The organism is Nostocoides vanveenii (assembly GCF_039531165.1).
Lineage (GTDB): Bacteria > Actinomycetota > Actinomycetes > Actinomycetales > Dermatophilaceae > Nostocoides_A > Nostocoides_A vanveenii.
In genome coordinates this window covers 1-20712 of sequence record NZ_BAAAPN010000001.1, presented here as the reverse complement: position 1 = coordinate 20712, position 20712 = coordinate 1, and the positions used below count along the sequence as shown (strand labels likewise).

14 protein-coding genes, 2 pseudogenes and 1 CRISPR repeat array are annotated in these 20712 nt (G+C 67.5%); of the genes and pseudogenes, 11 read left to right on the top strand and 5 right to left on the bottom strand.

Features of this window, described 5'->3' with window-relative positions; all coding sequences use genetic code 11:
* Positions 1-60: 60 nt before the first annotated feature.
* Positions 61-243, top strand: coding sequence for a hypothetical protein (locus ABD209_RS00080; protein ID WP_344060315.1), 183 nt, complete (start codon positions 61-63; stop codon positions 241-243).
* Positions 240-737 carry a type II toxin-antitoxin system VapC family toxin gene (locus ABD209_RS00075; RefSeq protein ID WP_344060312.1) on the top strand — a complete coding sequence of 166 codons (498 nt, stop codon included), beginning with the start codon at positions 240-242 and terminating at the stop codon, positions 735-737. The genes ABD209_RS00080 and ABD209_RS00075 overlap by 4 nt, the downstream gene beginning before the upstream one ends.
* On the opposite strand, the gene ABD209_RS00070 is transcribed toward ABD209_RS00075, so the two are convergent.
* Complete coding sequence (locus tag ABD209_RS00070) at positions 734-1438, bottom strand: M50 family metallopeptidase (RefSeq protein WP_344060309.1); 705 nt, start codon at positions 1436-1438, stop codon at positions 734-736. The genes ABD209_RS00075 and ABD209_RS00070 overlap by 4 nt on opposite strands.
* A gap of 111 nt (positions 1439-1549) precedes the next feature.
* Between ABD209_RS00070 and ABD209_RS00065 the strand changes: the two genes are divergently transcribed.
* A complete protein-coding gene (locus ABD209_RS00065; protein ID WP_344060306.1) occupies positions 1550-2500 on the top strand; it encodes a hypothetical protein in 951 nt (316 codons plus the stop codon).
* A 26-nt stretch (positions 2501-2526) separates the two neighbouring features.
* Here the strand turns inward: ABD209_RS00065 and ABD209_RS00060 are convergent, their stop codons facing one another.
* Complete coding sequence (locus ABD209_RS00060; protein WP_344060303.1) at positions 2527-2772, bottom strand: PASTA domain-containing protein; 246 nt, start codon at positions 2770-2772, stop codon at positions 2527-2529.
* A gap of 276 nt (positions 2773-3048) precedes the next feature.
* Here ABD209_RS00060 and ABD209_RS00055 point away from each other — a divergent pair, with 276 nt between their 5' ends.
* Both ABD209_RS00055 and ABD209_RS00050 read left to right on the top strand, forming a co-directional pair.
* The gene (locus ABD209_RS00055) at positions 3049-3396 is read left to right on the top strand and encodes a histone-like nucleoid-structuring protein Lsr2 (RefSeq protein WP_324386375.1); all 348 of its coding nucleotides are present in this window, start codon (positions 3049-3051) and stop codon (positions 3394-3396) included.
* 293 nt (positions 3397-3689) lie between these two features.
* Complete coding sequence (locus ABD209_RS00050; protein WP_344060297.1) at positions 3690-4886, top strand: putative glycoside hydrolase; 1197 nt, start codon at positions 3690-3692, stop codon at positions 4884-4886.
* Between the two features lie 180 nt (positions 4887-5066).
* Here ABD209_RS00050 and ABD209_RS00045 read toward each other — a convergent pair whose 3' ends face one another.
* Complete coding sequence (locus ABD209_RS00045) at positions 5067-5519, bottom strand: hypothetical protein (RefSeq protein WP_344060294.1); 453 nt, start codon at positions 5517-5519, stop codon at positions 5067-5069.
* A gap of 451 nt (positions 5520-5970) precedes the next feature.
* On the opposite strand from ABD209_RS00045, the gene cas7g reads away from it, so the two are divergent.
* Genes cas7g through cas2 form a run of 6 tightly spaced genes read left to right on the top strand, consistent with a single transcriptional unit; the run spans position 5971 to position 14405 of the window.
* Positions 5971-7185: a type I-G CRISPR-associated RAMP protein Csb1/Cas7g gene (gene cas7g, locus ABD209_RS00040; protein WP_344060291.1), complete on the top strand. Its 1215-nt coding sequence runs from the start codon at positions 5971-5973 to the stop codon at positions 7183-7185.
* 1 nt (position 7186) lies between these two features.
* Positions 7187-8770 carry a type I-G CRISPR-associated protein Csb2 gene (gene csb2 / locus ABD209_RS00035; RefSeq protein ID WP_344060288.1) on the top strand — a complete coding sequence of 528 codons (1584 nt, stop codon included), beginning with the start codon at positions 7187-7189 and terminating at the stop codon, positions 8768-8770.
* Entirely contained in the window at positions 8764-11487 is a 2724-nt protein-coding gene (gene cas3g / locus ABD209_RS00030) for a type I-G CRISPR-associated helicase/endonuclease Cas3g (protein ID WP_344060285.1), read from the top strand. Before csb2 ends, cas3g begins: the two co-directional genes overlap by 7 nt.
* Positions 11487-12533 (top strand): hypothetical protein, encoded by a 1047-nt coding sequence (locus tag ABD209_RS00025; protein WP_344060282.1) that lies wholly within the window; start codon positions 11487-11489, stop codon positions 12531-12533. The genes cas3g and ABD209_RS00025 overlap by 1 nt, the downstream gene beginning before the upstream one ends.
* Positions 12526-14121: a CRISPR-associated endonuclease Cas1 gene (gene cas1 / locus ABD209_RS00020; RefSeq protein WP_344060280.1), complete on the top strand. Its 1596-nt coding sequence runs from the start codon at positions 12526-12528 to the stop codon at positions 14119-14121. The genes ABD209_RS00025 and cas1 overlap by 8 nt, the downstream gene beginning before the upstream one ends.
* Positions 14118-14405 carry a CRISPR-associated endonuclease Cas2 gene (gene cas2 / locus ABD209_RS00015; protein ID WP_344060277.1) on the top strand — a complete coding sequence of 96 codons (288 nt, stop codon included), beginning with the start codon at positions 14118-14120 and terminating at the stop codon, positions 14403-14405. Before cas1 ends, cas2 begins: the two co-directional genes overlap by 4 nt.
* Before the next feature lie 186 nt (positions 14406-14591).
* A CRISPR array of direct repeats spans positions 14592-18529; the repeat unit is 36 nt; unit sequence GTCGCAGTTCGTTCGCGAGCTGCACTTCGTTGAGGG.
* Between the two features lie 374 nt (positions 18530-18903).
* On the opposite strand, the pseudogene ABD209_RS00010 reads toward cas2, so the two are convergent.
* Positions 18904-19584 (bottom strand): annotated as a pseudogene (locus ABD209_RS00010) (Mu transposase domain-containing protein); the annotation flags it as partial.
* An 8-nt stretch (positions 19585-19592) separates the two neighbouring features.
* Positions 19593-20521 (bottom strand): annotated as a pseudogene (gene istA, locus ABD209_RS00005) (IS21 family transposase); the annotation flags it as partial.
* Between the last annotated feature and the right edge of the window lie 191 nt (positions 20522-20712).

Genomic DNA, 20712 nt, shown 5'->3' with positions numbered 1-20712 from the left:
CTCCGTTTCACGAGGACTTCCCCGTCACCCTCCCATGGTGCCGCACCCGGTCGGGGCTGGGTGCGTCAGGACGGCACGACGCTGCGGGCGCTGATCATCGATGGGCTGCGCAGCGAGCTCGATCGGCGACGCGAGGGCGCGAGTGCCGTCGAGTTCTTCTTCGAGACGCTCCCCGGTCAGGGCCTGGCGAGCGACCTCGAGCCGGCGGACGCCATCGCGCGCTCGTACGGATTGACCGAGTGATCGCCCTCGATACCAACCTGCTCGTCTACGCCCACCGCGAGGACGCCGCGCACCATGAGCGCGCGCTGGGGGCCGTGCGGCGAGCTGCCTCAGGTCGCGGAGGTTGCGCCATCCCGTGGCCTTGCGTGCACGAGTTCCTCGCGGTGACGACGCACCCGCGGATCTATCGACCTCCGACGCCACCCGACGACGCACTTCGGGCGATCACCGCGCTGACCAACCATCCGGGCGTGCATCTCATCGGTGAAGCCCGTGATCACCTGCAGGTGCTTGACGAACTGATCTCGGGCGGCGCGGTCACCGGGCCACGGATCCATGACGCCCGGATCGCCGCCATCTGCCTGGCGCACGGCGTCGATGCGCTCTGGTCCGCGGACCGCGACTTTCCTGGTTCCCCGGCCTGCGCGTGGTCAATCCGCTGGCGGACGGAGATCCGGTTCAGGCGCGATGAGGCCGACGTCTGGATCGAAGGTCACGACGACCGGTGTCATTAGAGGGCCGCACGCAGCGCGAGGACCGCGACCCCACTGGCGGCGAGGTTCACGACGAGCCAGCTGAGCAGCCATACGGGCGCGGGGAGGTGGGTGAGCGCAGCCAGCACGGCCGGGTCGTCCGTGGGTCGTCCGCGGCGGGCGACATTGGCCAGACCGCGCCAGCCCCCGGCGAGCAGCAGCACGCCGGCCGCCAGCGCGACATAGGTCTGGACGGCGTCGTCGCGCCACCACCACAGCCCCCCGGTCGCCGCACCGGTGAGCATCACGACGAGCGCAGTCAGCAGCGAACGCACCTGTGTCGCAACGAGAATCGAACCGACCAAGGCCGCTCCCAGGACAGGCGCAGCGTGGCCTCGCACGACCGCCGTGATCAGCGCCGCCCCGGCGAGCGCGGGTGCCGGATAGCCCGCCCAGGTCGTCGCCACTCGCCCGAAGCCACGGCTGGGTCCGACGGTTACGGCGTGCCCCGACGCGTCGCCCCGCACGACGAAGCCGGTGAAGCGTCGCCCACACGCCATCCCGACGCTCGCATGGCCGAGCTCGTGGACGAGCGTGACGATGATCCGCAGCCGGCGCCAGAGCGGCTCCCACGCCGCCGCACCCGCCGCGACGAGCAGCACCGCTCCCAGCCCGTATGCCGTGATCCCACCCCCGCGCGCCGCCGGAGTAAGCCGCTCGCGCACGAGGTCCCACCAGTCCACGGGCGCGACCCTAGGCGACCGCGCTGTGCCCGCGGTGCGGATGAACTACGTCAGCGGCAGATGCGCGGAAGGCGAGTGCCGCGCCGAATATCGTCTTCAGGTGTGACCCAGATGGACGCACTTGACCCCGATCAACTCGTCTGGCATTACACCGACGGTGCCGGGCTCATCTCGATCGTCACCAACCACGTCCTGTGGTCCACGGCGTCGGCCTTCCTCAACGATGCCCACGAGGTCGAGCTCGGCTATCGGCGTATCCGCGACGAACTCGGCGCCCGCGCTGCCGGCGGCGATCCCTTCGCTCGCATGCTTCAGGACAAGGTCGATCGCAGTGAGCAGGAAATAGCCGGGCCCTCGCCGGGCATCTTCTTCATCCTCTCGGCAGCGCAGCACTGGGACCTGCTGGCGATGTGGCGCTGCTATGGCGGCGCGGGAGAGTCGTATGCCATCGGCCTGGATCCGCTTGTGCCACTTCGGATTCTGTGCGATGCGGACTGCCCCTTGGTCGAGCAGCCGAGCGATCCACGCATCGGCCGGTTGATCCGTCAGCGCCCCTGGAGCCCCGTCCGGTATGCCCTGCCCGATCAGCAGGCGCTCGTCGCGGCGGTCTTCGAGGGCCTCCCCGAGGAACTCGCGGCGGCCCACGAACTCGCTTCTGCCGCAGGCGAGGCCGACGCTCGCACGGGCATGGTCGATGCGCTCAGTGAGACCCTCGACGACATGGAGCAGGCCCTCGTCCTGATCAAGCACGACGGTTTCCACGACGAACGCGAGACGCGGCACAGCACCACGCTGATCGACCCGGCCGGCCTGGCCGGCTTCCCGGGCGTCGTGCGCTACCGAGCCACGGCATACGGGATGGCGCCGCATCTCTGGCTAACTGGTGCCGGCGACGCGAGCGGCGGCCCGCTCACTACCGCACGTATGCCGTTGCCGATCCGCGCCGTCGCCATCTCACCGACGCCCAACGGTGCGGCCGCCGAGGAGTCGATGCGCGCGATGCTGCGCACGCGCGGATACGACGTGCCCGTCCTCCGCTCGCGAATCCCCTTCCGCGGCTGAACAGTTGGCGCGGCTGAACCAATTTCTCAGGCCGGCGTTGTGTCGGTCGTCGGTGGTGGCCGGTCGAGCCGCTTCACCGTCGCGGTGACCTCGGTGCCCGCAGCGACGACGGTCCCGGCGGCCGGCTCCTGGCTGAGCACGACGAAGACCGAACTCAGCGGATCGCTCCCAGCGCCGTCCGGTGCGACGGGCATGGCCACCTTCAGCCTGGCACCGAGCCACTCGCCGCGCGCGACCAGGAAGCTCTTTCCGACACCGTCCGGGACAGCCATAGCCCCGGGCGTCACCGACGCCCTGGGCGACTCCGTGCCCGAGGCATCCGGGGCCTGGCCGACGGGCGTTGTGGAGGTGGCACCGGGGTGGGGGTCCACGGATCGGTGCCCTGGCGACCGGGCGTGCACCCGCCAGCGCTCAGCGCAGCGATGCCTGCCAGCAGGCCCGCCCCGATGCTGCGTCTGCCCGTCATTGGTGCACCTTACGAGGGTGCTGATCGCCTGTGGAAGGGTTCAGGGATCGCCAAGTCGGCCCGGATGCGGAAGGATCACGGCATGGCTCAGCGCGTCCTCACGATCCTCGTCAGTGATCTCACCGGTCAGGACATTCCCGTCGGCGACGGCCGGACCGTGGAGTTCTCTGTCGACGGCCGGGACTATCGGCTGGATCTCTCGGACGCCGAGGCCCGGGCTTTCGATGCCGCCCTGTCCCCGTATGTCCGCGCCGCCCAGCGGGTCGGTGGCACCGCCCCGCCCGCGACGGGCCGCGTCGCACCACGGATCGAGAAGGCGCAGCTCGACGCGATGCGACGGTGGGCTCGCGCCAATGGCTACAACGTCTCGGACCGGGGGCGGATCTCGGCCGAGGTGCAGGCCGCGTACCACGCCAGCACGTCCCCCTGACCCGACCTTCCCGACGCGGTCTGCCCGCAATCAACTCAACAGTCCCTTCCGTCACTTCTGCCCCACGCGCCCCAATCGAGCGTGGCAATAACGAGGGGTAGATCGGTCAAACGCGCGCTGACCTGCGAAATTCATGGGACGAAAAGTATTGACAGCGATGCATCGGGTCCTGTCAACCTAGGTGGCACCCCCCCGAAGACTGGATGTCCGGCACTGTCGCCGCGAGCCGTCCTTCGACCCGCCTTCGCCCCCACGGAGACCCGCCGATGCCACACCCAGCCTCGCTCCGAAGCGTGCCCGCAGTCGTCGCCACCTTGGCCCTGACCGGCGTTGCCGCGCTGACGATGAGCCCGGCCCAGGCGGCGCCCAAGCCGGCCGCCCCCACGGCACAGCTCAACCCGTCCGGCAACTTCCTCAAGCTCTGGACCGCGGAATGGATGGGAAAGCACGACGCCTGCACCGCCGCGACGGCCACCGCCCTTGCTCAGCGCGTCGACTACATCGCCGCGATGAAGGGCAAGTTCTCCGCCACCCTGCTGCCGGGGATGCGCGCCGCGAACCCCGACCTGCGCATCGGCGTCTATCGCAACGCGACCTTCGGCAACGCCGGCATGACCGAGGACCTCTACGCGCACGACGCCGGCGGCAACCGGATCCACGCGATCAAGTGGCCAACCACCTACCTGATGCAAATCGACTCCCCCGGCTGGAGCTCCACCCTGAACGCCTCCTGCGCCGACCTGGTCGCGCGCAGCGGGTATGACGACTGTTACCTCGACGTCCTCGGCTACGGCCCGCTGACGTCGGTCTATCTCAACGCCAAGCCGGTCAACAAGGACGGCTCGCTCTGGACCCCCAACCAGTGGATCGCCGCATCGTCGAATCTCGCCCGCAATGTCAAGGCAGCAACCGGCGAGGGCGTCACCGGCAATGGGATCGGCACCGGCCGGCGCTACTGGAGCACCGATATGCCGTCCAAGCCGCTGATCCCGGCCACCGACCAGGTGGCGGCGGAAGGCTTCGTGCGGGACGCGCAGTCGTCGGTCACGGCATACCGCAATGAAGCGGAGTGGAAGAAGGACGTCGACATGCTCGTCGACTCCGAAGCCGCGGGCAAGGGCATGATGACGATGACCAAGCTCTGGATCACGGCGACGCCCGCGCAGGTCGACGCATGGCACGAGTACACGCTCGCGACCTTCCTGCTCGGCAGCGGCGGCAAGTCGAAGTTCTTCTTCCTGCGCAGCAAGGCCGACACCGGCTGGATGGACCACCCCTTCGACCTGATCAACCCCGGCACCCCGCTCGGCGGGTATCGCCCCGAAGGTGGCGTCTACAAGCGCGACTTCACCACCTCCCTGGTGCTGGTCAACCCGACCAAGGTGACCGCGACCGTCCCGCTCACGCGGACCTACACCACCTTGACCGGAGCCACGGTCTCCGGCTCGGTCACGCTGGCCCCCAACACCGCGCGGATCCTGCGCTTCTGAAGGCCTGCGGCGCCTGTCGTATGCCGCTCCCGCAGATCGACCGGTAGTTACGGGAAGTCCTAGACATAACGCTTCGTGTCGCTCTGTCGACGTATGATGAGGACGTAGCCCCCCTGCGAGGGTCGGGGAAGTGAGCCTCGGGATTTCCTGCCGGACGACAGGGCCCGAGGCTCGCGCTCGTCAGGGCGAGATGTCGAAAACGGCGATTCGATCCCCAAGCAGCGTCCGGAACTCATCAGCTCCGATCAGAGCGGACGAGATTGCGCCACAAGCCGCGTCGGCGACCCAGAGGAGGGGTTCGTTCCTGCCCACCGCCTGTGCCACCCTGACCCTCGCCGACACACGGCGTTGCGCGCGCAGGGCGTCAACCATTGAGACGTCGCGCATATCGTCGGCCCGCCCGCGCGATTCCAGGACGACCGTCTGAACGCCGCGCCGCCCCAGTTCATGGAGGAGGCGTTCCAGACACTTACGACGGCTCCGCTCGGCCCGCTCCCCATCGCGACCCGTTCGCACGACCGCCAGGTGGGCGATATCGGCCTGGGCGATGTCGCGAACGATCCTTCTGCGTCTACGGTTGCTCTCACCGCGCCAGTGCAACTTCGTCTGCGCCGGCAGGCGCAGCAGCGTCATCCGACCGCGTAGGTCCTCTTCTTGATGTGCCCGAACGATGGTGGCGCCAAGGACGTAGGTGATTCGCCGGGGTCCAGAGCTGACGCATGACTCGTCTACCCATGCCCTGGACCGAACGTCCTCCACAACTCAACGCCCCTGTCCTGCGCCCGGATGCTTCCGCATCCGACCATGTGCTGCCAGCCCCACCAGGTCTTACGTCCGCCGTGGCGACTGGCCTTGCTCCCTCGGCGACGTGACAGCGCACCCCTCAACGAAGGCCACGGCGGACTCCTCACCGTACAATTCGAGGTATGTGCGGTGTCAAGTAGATGGGAGAGTTCGAGAGGAGAGCAAGACTATTGACGGACTCTCGGCGTTGTGTTTCCATGGGTCTCCTGGGGTGTCGAGCGACGGCGTGGGGTTCAGCGTCCCAAAGCCCACCGACAACCGCGCCGGGACGGAGCGCGCGATGAACCAATTGACAGTCACCACCCTCACCGAGGCCTGCCGGCCGGGTGGCAGCAGCGTCCTGACCCTCAGTACCGAACTAGCCCCAGCAGCCGGCGAATCAGCGGGCATCGCGCCGGCTCGTTTCGTCCGCGGCCGAGAGGGGACGTACGCCTTCGAGACGCGCTACGAAACCGCCGCGGACGGATCCGGCGCAGCGGTCCGGGCCGTGGTCATCGACAGTAAAGGGAGTTCACTCAATCGCGTCGAGACAGCGATCATGGCGGCCATCCGCGATGGTCATCCCGTTCTCTCCCGGGTTCCTCGGCTTGAAGTGGACTACGGGCGTGCCGGAACGTTCACCGATCTGGAACTTCCCCATCGCTTCGCCGATGGCCATCTGCGAGCCGGCACCATCGATGGAAAGCCGACCACCGACAATCCGCAATACCGAGCGCTTCGGGACTGCACCGCGCTCAACGCACGTCCACTTCTCGAGGCCAGCCCCGGAAGTCTGGTGTTTGGCGCCTGGGATTCCACGCGAAAGTCGCAACAGGTCCGATTCCGGAGCGCCCTGGTCGGTGAGACCATCGGCTTCTTGGCGGACCAGGTCACGGGCTCCCACATCGACCCCCGCGGTGCCGCCCGCTGGGACACCGTTGCGCCCAGTGTGCGCCTGAAGGCGGAGGACATGCGCACGCTGCTCGCTCAGCTTGAGCCCGAACTGAGCCCCGGCAATGTCGCTGCGATCCGAAAGGAGATCGACAAGGCCGGCAAGGGGACCGTGTCTGCCGCCGCCCTGGGCCTGGGCGCGATCCCACCTTCCCTCAACGGGCTCGGGCTGGTCTCCTGCCGCCGAGTACTTCGCCACCACGTGCTGTCCTTCAGCGCCCTGCGGCAGTTGCGCTTCGGCTTGGGGACGGACGGCGACACGGCGGCTCGGGCGCTGCTCGCGGCATACGCGCTCTGCGGCTTGACCCGATCATATGCCGAGGTCGTCTACCGGGCGAACTGCGACCTAGTCGAAAAGGGCTGCCCGACAATGGTTCTCGATCGCCGCTTCGGCGAAACCGAGGAGTTCGACGCGCTCACCGAAGGCGTCGCCGACGCGCTCCTCGAGGAAGCATTGACCGCTGCTGGCGCCTTCGGCGTGCGCTGGGAGGGGCACATCCTGCGTGTGAAGGGCAACCCGCTGATCTCGGTCGGGGAGGCATCCGAAGAGGACGAGGGCGCCTGACATGCCCTTCCTCGCGATCTCCGCCAGGTTCCCACTCGGAACCTTCCTCGGGCACCAAGCCACCGGACAGCCGGCGACCGTCCCCGACACGGCCCGGCTCCACGCCGCCCTACTCCACGCCGCTGGTAAGGGTTCGACCGCCGTCGAGGTGGCCGGAGACCTCCGTCCGAGCGACGCGAGCCTGGCGGCCTTGCGTTGGCTCGAGGCGCGCCCGCCGGATGCGTTGGGCGTCCCCCGGAGCGTGTCGGTCAGCTCGGCATCGGTGTCGGGTACTTCGTCCTATCGGGATGACGGGGTCATCGAAAAGGTCAAAGGCAATGTGCGTGTCCGCAAGGTTCTCAAAAGGCAGTCCGACGCGGTGGCCATCGATGGCGCCCTCTGGTGGGCCTGGGCCGAAGAACTGACCCCAGAGTCGTTCGCTGCGATCGAAGCGTTGTGTGCCGACGTCAGTTGTCTCGGCGAGTCCGACTCCCCCGTGGTGTTGGAGGCGTATGACGCGTCGGTGGCTCCCATGGAGGTGACCCACCGCCTGTCGGCACGTCAATCCTCGTTTCCCCCAGCTGGCGGCCTGGTCATGCGCACGCCGAAAGCCGGCCGGGTCGAAGAGCTCGAGGATGCGTATGTCCGGAGCAACCCGGCGAAGCGCCCCACCCTGGGTGCGGATCGCCCCTCAGAGAGCCAGGTCGCAGCGTCGCCGCAGCCGCCGTTGTCACGGCTGCAACACCTGGATTACCGCCCGACCGACCCGGCCAAGCCGGCTGCCCCCTGGGTGGCGGCTCTCGCGCTGCACGTGGATACGCCCATACCGGCTCATGACGTCGTCCGCTTCTGCGCGGCGCTGCACCGGACCTTGACAAGTTTCCTCGGCGCCGACTCCTCGGCCCTACTGACCGGTTCCTACCCTCAGGGTTCTCCGCAACCGCCGAACCGCGTGGCGCTGCACTACGTCGAGGCCGGCCGAGTAGCCGCGATCGACAACCCGGGTGGCGCCTTCCTCGTGCTCCTGCCGCAGGATGCGGATCCGGTCGAGGCAGCGGTCGTCGAGAGGCTGACCAGGTCAGTGAGGAAGGTCTACCGCGGTGCCCTCGGTGTCCGCGAGGTCCGGGATCGGACCCCTCTCGACGCCACAGGTTTCTGGCCGGCGCCTGAGCCTGGCCTGATCCGCTTCTGGCGGCCGGCGATCGCGGCGGTGCCCGAGATCAATCGCCCCCGCAAAGATGTGCGCTGGTCGCTCAACGACACGGCCCTGCTGTCAATGGGGCACCTCCTGCGCGATCGCGTCGCCGCGCCGACCGGACCCCCCGAAGAGGTGCGGCGGGCGCGGGTCCAGGCGATCAAGGACCTCGGGATCTGGGCCGGGGGAAGTAGGCGAATCCCCGATAGTCACGTGGAACGCTACGTCCACAAGTATCCGGAGTCCCTTGTGGTGCAACCGTATTCGACAACCATACAGAGTGCGGGTCAGATTCCCGACGGCGCGGTGTGGGCGCTCGGGCAGAGCCGACATCTCGGTGGGGGATTGATGATCCCCTTCGACCTCGCCCCGGATGTCGCCCAGCATCTGCTCGGCTGGTCACCGTGTTAACGCCCGCGGCCTTCGGCACCTTCTTCGCCGCCGTCAATGGCGGATACCAGCCCTTCGCCTGGCAACAACGGTTGCTCGATCACGTGATCACGGAAGGGGTGTGGCCGAGGGCTATCACCGCGCCAACAGGAACCGGCAAGTCGAATGTCGTCGACGTCCACGTCTTCGCCAATGCCCTCAATGCCGTGGGCCAAGGTCCGCGCGTGCCCCGGCGGCTCGCCGTCGTGGTCAACCGGCGGGCCATCGTCGACCAGCACCTGGTTCATGCGGCGGAGATTCAGCAGGCACTCGACGCGCCCGACCGCCCCGAGATCCTCGCAGCGGTCCAGGCCGCGTTGGCCGGCCTGGCCGAACCTCTCGGCTCGAGCCACGGCGACGCGCCAACCCTGAGCGTGGTGTCGATGCGCGGCGGGCAACCGTCTCTCCTCGAGCCGGAGGGAGTTCAGCGCGCCTCGTCCCGGGAATGGCTCGATGACCCACGCCGCTGCATGGTCATCTGCGCCACTCCCGACATGTGGGGCTCGCGACTATTGTTCCGGGGCTACGGCACGGCCCCGCTGGCGCGACCCCGCGACGCTGGTCTTCTCGCCTTGGACGCCGCCGTGATCGTGGACGAAGCGCACCTCAGCCACCAGCTTCTGACCACCGCGCGAGATGTCTCTGCCCTGAGTCACGCCGGGGCTGCGAGGCTCGATGTGCCGGCCCTTCAGGTCGTCAGCACGACTGCCACTGCCACCAACTCGACGCCCGTCGGTGACCAGGTCGTGACGGTTGAGGCACGTGACATCGACGGTGACGGGCGCGACCCCGAACTGAGGCGACGGCTGGTCGGGACCAAGTCGATCAAACGGATCATCAGCGCCAGCCAGCCGGCGTCGAAGAAGGCTGGAGCGGCATACGTTAACGAAATCGCCGAGCGAGCCGCGGCGCTGCGGCACGAGGCTGGCACAGCAAGAAGCGACGCGGCTTGCACGATCGGCGTCATCGTGAACCACGTCGCGACTGCGGCACAGGTTGCCGACCGCCTGCGGAAGTTCCATGGCCTGACCGTCGTGACGTGGGTGGGCCGGATGCGGCCGATGGATGTCGAAGAGATGGGCGCGGCATACCCGGGCGTCTTCACTGTCGAGGGCAGTCCAACCGTGGACGCCCTGGTGACGAGCCAGACGGCCGAGGTCGGCGTCGATCTCGACTTGGCGGGCATGGTGACCGAACTGGCTCCGGCGTCGGCCCTGGTCCAGCGATTCGGGCGGGTGAACCGGCGCGGACGCCGCACCGATGCCGTTGTCGAGGTCATGGTTCCGCCAGCGCCCCCATCCACGGATCGAATGCCGTATCTCCGGGACGACCTCGTCGCGAGCTATGTCTGGTTGCAAGAGATTGCCGCGCGTGGTGGCGACGCGTCACCGTGGGGTCTGAGCGGACCGACCGCACCACCTCTTCCGGTGACTAAGCCAAGCCGGCTCGCGTGGTCGCGGGTTCGGCCAAGTGACGCGGACCTATTGAGCTCAACGAGCCTCCCGTTGTTCCAGGAACCCGACCTGGCCTTCTGGCTTCGGGACGACCTGACCGCCGAGACGGCCATGGTCGGGGTGGTGGTGCGCACCTTGCCGATCGATGACGCCTCGGCCGCGGCTCTGATCGTCGCGACCCTTCCCGTCGATCGGGAGATCCTGCCGGCGACGATCACGACGGCACGCGCTGTGCTGGAACGGCTCATCGGGAGCGGTCGCGATGACCACGAACGGATCTTCCTGGTCGCGGCCGACGGCAAGACCGCGAGTCCCCAACGCGATGGCGACGCTATCTCGACGCAGCTCACGCCCGGTGCCATGGTGGTAGTCGATGCCGACCACAGGTTGGTTCTCGAAGGAGTGCTGGTCGATGACGTGCCGGGCCGGCTGGCGCGGCTCAAGCCGTTGGAGGATCACCCGGAGTACGTCGTGCTCGGTGGGGCCGACGCAGAGGACTTGCTCGCGGTTACCGATGGCGAGGAGCAGGATGAGTTGGCGAGCGAGCGGCTGGGCATGCCGTCGACGGTCGCGGCCTCATTCGACACCGAGGGTGATGACGCGTGGGTCGTCCTCGTCCCGAAGGACGCCGTGCTCAAGGACGAGTCCATCCGGCAGGAGCTGACGGCGAGTTCGCAGGGCGTGCACCTCGAGGACCACTGCCGCGACGTCGCCGAGCGAGCTCAACGACTCGGCATCGACCTTGGCCTTCCAGGAGACCTTCTGGCAGTTCTCTACGCCGCGGGCATCTGGCATGACGCCGGCAAACGGGATCGGCGATTCCAGAAATACCGGCTGTTAAACACCACGGGTCCCCTGCTGGCGAAGAGCTCCCAGCGCCCGGCCTGGAAAGTGCGCCGGGAGCGAGGTGGACTACCCCCAGCGTGGCGGCACGAGCAGCTCAGCGCGGCGCTGGCGTGGCTTGCGTTGTCCGGAGACCTTGATGAGTCACGCCGGGTCCTAGTGGCGCGTCTCGCCGGCACGAGTCATGGGTGGGGGCGGCCATTCTTTCCCCATGGCAGCGTCGGGCTGGCCGATGACACCGAACTCCCCGGCAGTCTCGCTGCGTCTCGCGCGCTCTTCGACTCGACGGCATGGCATGACGTCATCGAGACGACCGAAGCGCTCTACGGAATCTGGGGCTGTGCCTACCTCGAAGCCCTTGTCCGGGCCGCTGACGGAACCGTGTCGAAAGAGGGCCACTGATGGTGACGATCGAACTGCCGGGAGACCCCTCGTCGGCCCTGGCATTGTTGGCGCCGGTGGGACTGGCCGGCATTCTGGACGAGGCCGGGCTGGGGCCTGCATACCTGAAGTGGACGTTCGATGAGGTGGAGTCCGGGCGAGAGGTGGTCCCAAGCAGAGCGCAGGTGACGTGTTCCGCGGAATCGGTGGACGTTGTCGCCGCGGCCGTGCGGCGGCACGCTGAGCGACATCTGCAGGCCGATTCGTGGCTTCAGGCGCGGATCGATGGTCTGTCCAACGCCGGGAAGGGACTCTTCAGCCCGCGGGCTGGGATCAAGCCGGACGACTGGGAAGGCTACCTGGCCCAGCGTAAGGAAACGCTGGATCGCTTGGGCCCCCTCATGACAGACCTGGATTGGGCCTTCCTCGCCGGCCTGGGTGAACCCGCGTGGTGGCACGCCGGCGACAAGGACGCCCAACCCGACAAGGGAGCGAGTCGCTGGGAGATGAAGACGCGAAATCGTGGCGAAGAGATCATGGTCAATCGGCTGCATCTGCTCGCCCGTGCGGTCGCTGCTCGAACTGTGGGCGCCATGAGTGCCGGGTTGACCGGAGCTGCTCTCGTCGATGAGTGCGGTGCCAACAAGCCTGACTCACGTACTCCGACGGGGTTCACCATTCCGCAGCCGACCGACAACGTGCTTGCGTGGCTTGCGCTGTGGGGCCTCGCGGCCCTGCCGGTCGCGGCGGTTTCCTCATCGACCCATGAGGGACTGAGCCAGTCTCCCGGAATGTGGCCACGACGGGGCGTTCACCCCCAAATGGCTGCACTCCCCGTTGTCACGCAACCATATTCGCAGAGGGCATTCCGCCAACTTGTCACCACCGGCGCCTTCGACCTCGGAGCGTTCGGTTCGGATGACGACGCTTTGCCCGCACGCACCTGGCTGGGGAGTCAAGGAGTGGTCGCGATTGTGCGCTTTCCCATCCGCAAGACCGGGTCCGCGTCCGCGCCCGAGCGCCAGCTGTTGTCGGGTCACGCGACACGGACGACGCCCAATGGCTGATCCGCTTCCGATCAGCCTGGTCGCGCACACAGTATTCTGCTCGCGCCGCGCGTGGTTGGAGGCCGCTGGCGAGACGACACCGAGCTTTGCGATTGAGCATGGCGTGGCCGCGCACGGCGCCGTCGACGCGAGGAGAGACGACCGGCGGGCCGCGAGGCGATCTGTCGAGGTGATCCATGCGCAACTCGGGTTGGTCGGGCGCTGCGACGTCGTTGCCGACGATGGCGACGGCCTTCGAATCGTCGAGTACAAGTCGTCCCCACTCCGCAGGCGCGCGGAAGTCACTGCAGCCCAGCGCATCCAGCTGACGTTGCAGGCCATGTGCCTCGAAGACATGGGGCATCGGGTGACAGGCGGCGCGGTGTACTTCACGAACCACCACAAGGAGGTCAGCGTCGCCATCGACGACGCGGCGCGAGAGGAAGCGCGGAGCTACGTCGACCTGACCCGCGTTGTCGTCGAGGCTGCCTGCGCCCCGGATCCACTTCGGGACGATCCGCGTTGCCGCCTGTGTTCGCATGCGGGTGTCTGTTTGCCCGAGGAACGACGCGAAACGCGGATCACGCACGCGATCAAAGTGACGGAGCCGGATGGGGAGACCTTGCATGTGACCACCCCCGGTGCCCGGGCTTCCCTGTCGGCTGGCCGTGTCGTTGTGCAGCGGTCCGAGGACAAGCTCGCGTCCGTTCCGATCGAACTCGTGGCCGCCCTGGTGGTCCACGGCAACGTGGATGTGTCGTCGGCGCTCATGCGCGAGTTGCTGTGGCGCGGCATACCGGTTACCTGGTGCAGTGGGCGGGGCACTGTTGTCGGGTACGCCCGTTCGACCAGAAGCCCCAACGGGGCCGCCCGGGTCGCGCAACGAAATCCTCCCGCCGACGTTGCTCTTGCGCTGGCCCGGGAGTTCATTTCGACAAAGATCGCCAACCAGGCGACGCAGATGCGCCGTTCGGCCCGAGAACCCCTCCAGGACAAGGTGGATCACCTGCGACGGCTCTCCCGGCAGGCGGCGCACGCGGCGACGCCGTTACAAGTGCTGGGCTTCGAAGGTGAAGCGGCGGCGGTGTACTTCGATCGGATGGCGTCGATGCTCGCGGTCCCCACCCGTGACACGTTCGCCCGAAGGTGGCCAGGTCGGGAAGGCCGTGGAGCGCTGGATCCGCTCAACGTCTCGCTGAACTTCGCCTATGGGCTCCTCCTGGGCGTCTGCGTGCGCGCGCTGGTGATCTGCGGCCTTGACCCGCACGCCGGGGTTCTCCACTCGGCGGGCAGGAACAAACCCGCAATGGCGCTCGACCTCATGGAGGAATTCCGGGTCCCGCTCGCCGACGCCGTCGTCATCGGTGCCATCAACAACGGTGAGTTCACTTCCCACATGCTGACTTCTGTTCTCGGGGGCACCCGGCTGCGGGACGACGGACGGCGGGCGCTGGTCGGAGCCTTCGAACGTCGCCTTGACCAGTCCATTCGGCACCCCGTCTTTGGTTATCCCGCCACGTGGCGGCGGACCGTTGAGATCCAGGCAAGGATGGTGCTCGGAACACTCGACGGGAGCCAGGATCGGTATGTCGGAGTGCGTCTGAAGTGAGGAGAGACGCACGGCGCACGCTGGTGGCCTACGACATCCCGGACGATCGCCGTCGCCTGCGGATCGGGAATGCGCTTGCGGCCTATGGTGATCGCGTTCAGTACTCAGTGTTCCTGGTCGACATTGGCCCGGTGAAGTTGGCGCGGCTCATTCGCCAGCTGGAATCGCTGATGACCGACGATGACTCGATTCTCATCGGCGACCTTGGCCCGGTCGATGGAGGCGACTCTCGTTGCACCTTCCTCGGGCGCAGGTCAGGAATCAAGCGGGACTTCGTCATCTGATCCGCCCGGACGTGAGGTTATCGCTCCCATCGTGTGTGGGGGAACTGCACGTGAGTCGAATGTCCAGGTCAGCGGACATGAGTGCGTCGCCACTCCGGAGATTTGTCGATCCCAAGATGCCCTGTCCCCCAACCCCACGTGAAGTTTCACGTTTTGCCTGGTCAGTGGACTAGCCTTAGTGGAGCGGTCGCAGTTCGTTCGCGAGCTGCACTTCGTTGAGGGCGGCTCAAATCGGCCGCCCGCCGGCGAGTTCCGCGGGTGGTCGCAGTTCGTTCGCGAGCTGCACTTCGTTGAGGGTGGCAACATTGCGGGCGACCTACGGGTCTGCCGACAGTCGCAGTTCGTTCGCGAGCTGCACTTCGTTGAGGGGACCTGGACGACCTCGCGATCGGCGGCACCCGATTCTGGTGGTCGCAGTTCGTTCGCGAGCTGCACTTCGTTGAGGGCGCACTTAGCGATCCGGGCGCGGCCCATCGCTTGCAGGGTCGCAGTTCGTTCGCGAGCTGCACTTCGTTGAGGGTCACCACGGCGCTACTGTGGCCGGCGCTCGACGGGGGTCGCAGTTCGTTCGCGAGCTGCACTTCGTTGAGGGTCGACGGGCACCCCCGCGACGTCCCCGGTCGCGTCCACGTCGCAGTTCGTTCGCGAGCTGCACTTCGTTGAGGGACAGCGCGGCGTTTCACAGCCCCCGCACTGGTGATCGCGTCGCAGTTCGTTCGCGAGCTGCACTTCGTTGAGGGCACCCGTCGGTGTAGCAGTCCCGCCACTTCGGCCCGTCGTCGCAGTTCGTTCGCGAGCTGCACTTCGTTGAGGGACCGTGACGAGCCCGCCCCCGCCGGGCGGCTATCCGCTGTCGCAGTTCGTTCGCGAGCTGCACTTCGTTGAGGGCCGGGCGGCGGCGCGGGAGCGCTCGTGTGGTCACGGAGGTCGCAGTTCGTTCGCGAGCTGCACTTCGTTGAGGGACCGGCACCTGATCTTGAGAGACGCTGATCCGCCGCGTGGTCGCAGTTCGTTCGCGAGCTGCACTTCGTTGAGGGGTATCGGGCTTTGGTGGCGTGGGGTATGGCCGAGGGCGTCGCAGTTCGTTCGCGAGCTGCACTTCGTTGAGGGGTGGACGAGACGGGCACCGGCTCAAATCAGCCGCCCGGTCGCAGTTCGTTCGCGAGCTGCACTTCGTTGAGGGGCGCCGGACGGGAAGCTGCTGGGCGGCACCGAGCCGCCGTCGCAGTTCGTTCGCGAGCTGCACTTCGTTGAGGGGGCTCACGACGCGTCCCCGTTGATGAGGCGCGCGATGGTGTCGCAGTTCGTTCGCGAGCTGCACTTCGTTGAGGGGTCCCCGTCACGGAAGCCCCCGCGGCCACGCCGTGTCGCAGTTCGTTCGCGAGCTGCACTTCGTTGAGGGGGGCTGGCGGTCGCGTCGACCTGCTTGGCGCCCGCCGGTCGCAGTTCGTTCGCGAGCTGCACTTCGTTGAGGGGTCGTCGGGCAGGTGTGGCTCAGGCGCGGCGCTCACGTCGCAGTTCGTTCGCGAGCTGCACTTCGTTGAGGGATCAGCGGGAAACCGTCTCAGCGTCGCCGCAACCTCGTCGCAGTTCGTTCGCGAGCTGCACTTCGTTGAGGGCGCCGCGGGCGGCCGCAGCCCCGGCGTTGCGCCGGTGACCGCGTCGCAGTTCGTTCGCGAGCTGCACTTCGTTGAGGGAGCCACAACTTGTTCCCGTCCGCCACGATCAGCCATGTCGCAGTTCGTTCGCGAGCTGCACTTCGTTGAGGGATGTGGAACGACGTCCTCAAGCCGACCTTCAAGTTCAGTCGCAGTTCGTTCGCGAGCTGCACTTCGTTGAGGGAAGATCGCGGCCGCGCCCTCATCCGGCTTGCCCCGAAGTCGCAGTTCGTTCGCGAGCTGCACTTCGTTGAGGGCCGATGACGCAGGGCGGGAGTGGCACGGAGTACTTCATCGTCGCAGTTCGTTCGCGAGCTGCACTTCGTTGAGGGGGCTCCATCCGGCTCTCGGCCCAGCGGTCTTCGGCTCGGTCGCAGTTCGTTCGCGAGCTGCACTTCGTTGAGGGGACCCCGAGTCGGATTCGCTGGTCATGCTCTTCCGGCGGGTCGCAGTTCGTTCGCGAGCTGCACTTCGTTGAGGGCGGTTCTGGGTCAGCGGTCGGCAGGCCGAGGGGCATGTCGCAGTTCGTTCGCGAGCTGCACTTCGTTGAGGGGGGCTGATTGTTCTCGGGTTGCGGTTCCTGCATACGGCGTCGCAGTTCGTTCGCGAGCTGCACTTCGTTGAGGGGTCGGCGGCCGACCGGTCGCTGGCCCGTCGCTTCGGGCTGTCGCAGTTCGTTCGCGAGCTGCACTTCGTTGAGGGCACCCGACCGGCAACGCCTGGCAGGACGTCGCCGACGTCGCAGTTCGTTCGCGAGCTGCACTTCGTTGAGGGCCATGACCTTGATGACGATCTGCGCCGGCAGGCTGGACGTCGCAGTTCGTTCGCGAGCTGCACTTCGTTGAGGGCTCGAAGACGGCGTGGTCCGCTGGTGGATAGATCAGCATGTCGCAGTTCGTTCGCGAGCTGCACTTCGTTGAGGGTGCACCGAAATGTGGCTCCCCGACGACACCGTCGCCCCCGTCGCAGTTCGTTCGCGAGCTGCACTTCGTTGAGGGGACCCGAGCGAGCTTCGCGATTCCGGCGCGGCGCCTGTGTCGCAGTTCGTTCGCGAGCTGCACTTCGTTGAGGGCTCAGGTCTCCATAGATCTCGTTGACGCTGCCGTTGGTTGTCGCAGTTCGTTCGCGAGCTGCACTTCGTTGAGGGGGCTGGTACGTCTTCTCGAACCGCTTCGCGATCGTCGAGGACATGTCGCAGTTCGTTCGCGAGCTGCACTTCGTTGAGGGGGCGGGCCGGACAGTCGCCGCCGCGCGGCGCGCAGTCGCAGTTCGTTCGCGAGCTGCACTTCGTTGAGGGTCCAATCGACCGGTTACGGTCACTGTCGGGGAAGGGATCAGTCGCAGTTCGTTCGCGAGCTGCACTTCGTTGAGGGATCGCCCGCTCCCCGGATGGCTCACGCTGGCCGGCGTCGCAGTTCGTTCGCGAGCTGCACTTCGTTGAGGGAAGCTCGACGGGTTCGTGCCCGAGTGGTTCGTCTCCGTCGCAGTTCGTTCGCGAGCTGCACTTCGTTGAGGGATGCCGGCCAGGTCGTTGGGGAACGCGGCGCGCAGGTCGCAGTTCGTTCGCGAGCTGCACTTCGTTGAGGGATCACCACCCGAGACTGTTGCCGCTTCGTGACCGACCGGTCGCAGTTCGTTCGCGAGCTGCACTTCGTTGAGGGTGATCGCCGACGCCAGATCCCCGACCTGATCGGCCGTGGTCGCAGTTCGTTCGCGAGCTGCACTTCGTTGAGGGGCCCAGACCGTTGCCGAGTCGTACGCCTCTACCGTTGGTCGCAGTTCGTTCGCGAGCTGCACTTCGTTGAGGGGCGCGGGAAGCGATCACCGAGTTTGAGAAGGAGCGCGAGTCGCAGTTCGTTCGCGAGCTGCACTTCGTTGAGGGGCGATCGAGGGCAACACCTCCAGCGGCCAGGCCGGCGTCGCAGTTCGTTCGCGAGCTGCACTTCGTTGAGGGCTCGTCGGTGTCGCGTCGGGCGCGTGCGGGGCCGGGTTGTCGCAGTTCGTTCGCGAGCTGCACTTCGTTGAGGGGGCGACGGCGACGGCTACGGCGACGGCTAGGGTCGCAGTTCGTTCGCGAGCTGCACTTCGTTGAGGGCGGCAACCTCGTGGCCGACGAGTCGATCGCTGACGTCGTCGCAGTTCGTTCGCGAGCTGCACTTCGTTGAGGGGTATCGCAAGTGGGTGAGTAGTAGCGCGGGGTCGAGCCCGTCGCAGTTCGTTCGCGAGCTGCACTTCGTTGAGGGCGAGCCGCGCCGCGGTACAAGGGTCGGCCGTCGATGCGTCGCAGTTCGTTCGCGAGCTGCACTTCGTTGAGGGGCGTGGAATGAACGTGTCCTGGCCTTGGAGATGGGGACAGGTCGCAGTTCGTTCGCGAGCTGCACTTCGTTGAGGGCGCTATGTCGCCAACCAGGGCAAGTCCATGGGCGGCGGTTCGCAGTTCGTTCGCGAGCTGCACTTCGTTGAGGGGATCGAGCAGGCTTGGGGGTCCCACGCGTCGAATGTCTTGCCGGTGGGGAACCCGGCGGCGGCGCGGCGGGTGGCGAGGGCGGAGCGTTCCCGGCCGGCGGCTTCTTCGCCGAGCAGGGCCCGTAGGACCTCGACGGGTTCCCACCGTTGGGCCTTCGCGGTCGCGACGACCTCGGGGGCGTGGCGGCGGATGTGGGGCAGCCGCAACCGGCGCAGGAGCGTCTGAAGGTCATCGGGTAGCGGGGGTGGGGCAGGTACGCCCAGGGGCGGGACTGGTGCTTTCGCTGCCGGGCTCACGAGGTCACCTGCGGCCGATGGTCGTTGACCGTGAGGTTCGGGTCGCTACCTGCCGCCGTCGGTGTCGTCGGGGTCGGGGTCGGGGTGGCGCCGAGGGCGGCCCAACTGGCGGTGCCCTGGGTCAGGGACCCGTCTTCTCCGGCGCGGCTGACCGCGGCGTTCTTCGTGGTGTGCTGGTGGTGGTCGAGGATGGAGGCGAGGTCGGCCTCGGCGAACCGGGCGTGGACCGCGGCGTGGCCGAGCGCCCAGTCGACGTCCTTGGTATCGAAACAGCTTCGCCAGGGTCACGGCCTGGGCCATCTTGACCCGGATCTTTGTCGTGCCCGCGGCCGCGGCCTCGCTCAGCCACAACCGGGCACCGTCACCGATGGCGAGGAACTCGGCCTCAGCAGTGTTGCGGGCCAACGGTTTCCGCTGCAGTGCCCGACCGGGGTGTGGGGGAAGTGGTCGTCGTTGATCCTCGGGGTGCCCGGGGTGGCCCGGGCGTGACGAGCGACCTCGACCGGCCCGCACGGGCCGACGTGGACCAGCACGATCGCCTCCTCGGCGCCCTGCCCGTAGACCCGGGCCCACACGGTCTGACCGAGCAGCCGGGCCGGGACGGAGTACTGCCCGCCCTCGAAGGAGACCATCGGGGTACTCGGCGGGACCGTGCGGGTCACCCCGAACGCGACGGTGTGCGGTGTCAGCGGGATGGGGTGCAGCCGGGTCTGTTCCTCGGCGAGCATCTCCACCGGGACCCGGCGGGTGACCCGGTGAACCCGCNGGTCACCCCGAACGCGACGGTGTGCGGTGTCAGCGGGATGGGGTGCAGCCGGGTCTGTTCCTCGGCGAGCATCTCCACCGGGACCCGGCGGGTGACCCGGTGAACCGGGTGTTGACGTGGCCACAGAACTCCGCACACGCGGCCTCGAGCTCAGCGAAGGAGGTGTACTCCTGCCGCAGGTTCGTCTCCTTCGGGACCAGGTCGGCCTTAGCGATCTTCACCGACGACTCCGACCCACCCTTGGACGCGGGATCGGCGGGGACGCAGGTGTGGATCGTGACGCCGTAGTGCCGGGCGAACGCGACGATCCCGGGATTGCGCACCGGCATCCCGGCGATGTGCTCGGTGGTGACGGTCTTCTCGTTGTCGGTCAGGACGTAGGTCGGGGCGCCGCCGAGGGGGCGCAGCGTGACATCGAGCGCGGCCATCACCGACGGCATCGTCTTGTCCCGGATCGGCAGGACCACCCGGAACCTGGACCACGCCAACCACGCGATGAACAACGTGGTCTTCACCCCGTCGATGACCGGGCCGTCGCCGAAGTCGTACTGCAGCCACATCCCCGGCTCGGTGACCCACGGCCGGTGGACCCGAACCCGGCCGAGGCGATAGTCCTTCTTCACCGCCGCGACCACCCGCCGGGTCGTGCGCTCGGACCCGGTGTACCCCAGGGCGAGCAACTTCTCGTGGGCACGGTCCGCGCGCAGCTTCCCCTTCGAGCGTTCGATCCACTCCTCGACCTTCGGCAGGAACTCATCGACCAGCCGAGCTCGGGCGGCGGGACGCTCGGACAGGGTGCCCGCTTCGCGGGCGGCGACGTACCTGGCGACGGTGTGGTGCGAGACCCCGGACAACTCCCCGGCGTCACGCAACGACCCGGTCAGGTCGAAAGCTTCCAACATGTTCATGATCTCCTCGGCAGACTTCACGGTGTCCCTCCTGGGGGCGGTCGACGCTTCAGCACCGCCAGCGCACCCCAGGAGGAGCCCCAACCACCGGACGTGGTCAGGCCAACGAACTTCGTGTCGGGCAGACCCCGTGACCGCCAGCGGGCACTTCTCGTGGCCGCTACCGGGCAGCTATATGGCCGCCTCCGGGCAGTTTCTCGAGACCGCTTTCA